This window comes from Martinezella dioscoreae (assembly GCF_009176305.1).
In the GTDB taxonomy this organism is placed as follows: Bacteria; Pseudomonadota; Alphaproteobacteria; order Rhizobiales; family Rhizobiaceae; genus Rhizobium; species Rhizobium dioscoreae.
In genome coordinates, this window is sequence record NZ_BLAJ01000036.1 from 1 (window position 1) to 1,762 (window position 1,762).

Annotated in this window: 2 protein-coding genes; both read right to left on the reverse strand. The window is 60.2% G+C overall.

The annotated features are described in order from the left end of the window. Positions 1–152, reverse strand: a 152-nt coding sequence (locus GDN47_RS31775) for a cytochrome d ubiquinol oxidase subunit II (RefSeq protein ID WP_173002617.1), incomplete at its 3' end; no start/stop codon positions are given. 6 nt (positions 153–158) lie between these two features. Further along, positions 159–1,754 carry a cytochrome ubiquinol oxidase subunit I gene (locus tag GDN47_RS31780; RefSeq protein ID WP_152095057.1) on the reverse strand — a complete coding sequence of 532 codons (1,596 nt, stop codon included), beginning with the start codon at positions 1,752–1,754 and terminating at the stop codon, positions 159–161. Positions 1,755–1,762: the final 8 nt, after the last annotated feature.

The following is a 1,762-nucleotide window of genomic DNA, read 5'->3' on the forward strand; positions in this document are numbered from 1 at the left end:
CGCTCCGTATCCGTCTTTGCGACGAAGGGAAGGAGCGTGCCGACGCCGAGGTCGAAGCCGTCGGTGACGGCAAAACCGATCAAAAGCACGCCGAGAAGCAGCCACCAGATGATGCGCAGGGTCTCATAATCGATCAATTCATGCAGGATCATGGCAGGTCACTCCGCAGCCGGAACGAGGTTTTCGGAAATCAGCTTGGCCTCCGGCTCGTCATCCGCTTCGGGGCCATTGCGGATCGCCTTGATCATCAGCGTCATCTCGATGACGATGAGGACGGTGTAGAGCGCGGCAAAGCCGAGAATGGTGAGAAGCACGGTGCCGGCGCCAAGATTGGAGACGGCCGCAGCCGTTGGCAGCACGCCTTCGATGATCCATGGCTGACGGCCGAATTCCGCAACGACCCAGCCAAGTTCGATGGCGACCCAGGGCAGCGGAATGGCGAAGACCGCGATCCTCAGCAGCAGCGGATAGCGATCCAGTTTCCGGCGAGCCGAGAGCCAGAAGAAGACCGTCATCAGCAGGATGAAGAACATCCCAAGGCCGACCATGATGCGGAATGACCAGAAGAGCGTCGGCACATTCGGAATGGTGTCGCGAGCCGCTTGCGCAATCTGCTCCTCCGTCGCCTGGCGAGGATCGTCGACATAGCGCTTGAGCAGCAGAGCATAACCGAGCTCGTGGCCGATATCCTCGAAGGAGGTGCGCGCAGTGGCAACATCCTGCGAGACTTCGCCGGGCGTTGCCGGCTTGGCTGCGCGGATCTTCATCAGCGCGTCATAAGCCTTGATACCCTCCCGAATATGGTCCTTGGCCTGTTCCTCGAGCTTGTCGATGCCAGGGATTTCCGTCGTCAGCGACCGCGTCCCGATCAGGCCCATGGCCCATGGAATGTGAATGGCATAATGGGTCTCGCGGGCCTCCTGATCTGGGAAGCCGAAGGCGGTGAAGGCGGCTGGCGCCGGTTCGGTCTTCCACATGGCTTCGATTGCCGCGAGCTTCATCTTCTGATGTTCGGTCGTCAGATAGCCGCTTTCATCGCCAAGCACGACGACCGAAAGCGCCGAAGCCAGGCCGAAGGATGCGGCAACCGTCATCGAACGCTTCGCGAGCTCGACGCTGCGGCCCTTCAGGAGATACCAGGCCGAGACACCAAGCACGAAGACCGAGGCGCAGACATAGCCGGCCGAGACGGTGTGCACGAACTTCGCCTGCGCCACCGGATTGAAGACGACATCGAAGAAACTGACGATCTCCATGCGCATGGTCTGCGGGTTGAGCGCCGAGCCAGCCGGGTTCTGCATCCAGCCATTGGCAATCAGGATCCACAGCGCCGAGAAGTTCGATCCCAGCGCCACCGCCCAGGTCGCGACCAGGTGGCCAACCTTCGACAGCTTGTCCCAGCCGAAAAAGAACAGACCGACGAAAGTCGCCTCCAGGAAGAAGGCCATCAATCCTTCGATCGCCAGCGGCGCGCCGAAGATGTCGCCGACATAATAGCTGTAGTAGCTCCAGTTCATGCCGAACTGGAATTCCATCACGATGCCGGTTGCAACGCCGAGCACGAAGTTGATGCCGAAGAGCGTCCCCCAGAACTTCGTCATTTGCCGCCAGATCTGGCGGCCGGTCATGACATAGGTCGTCTCCATGATGGCAAGCAGCACGGAAAGGCCGAGCGTCAATGGCACGAACAGAAAGTGATACAGCGCCGTCATGGCGAACTGCAGGCGCGACAGCGCCACGATATCGAGTTCCATAGTCTTTC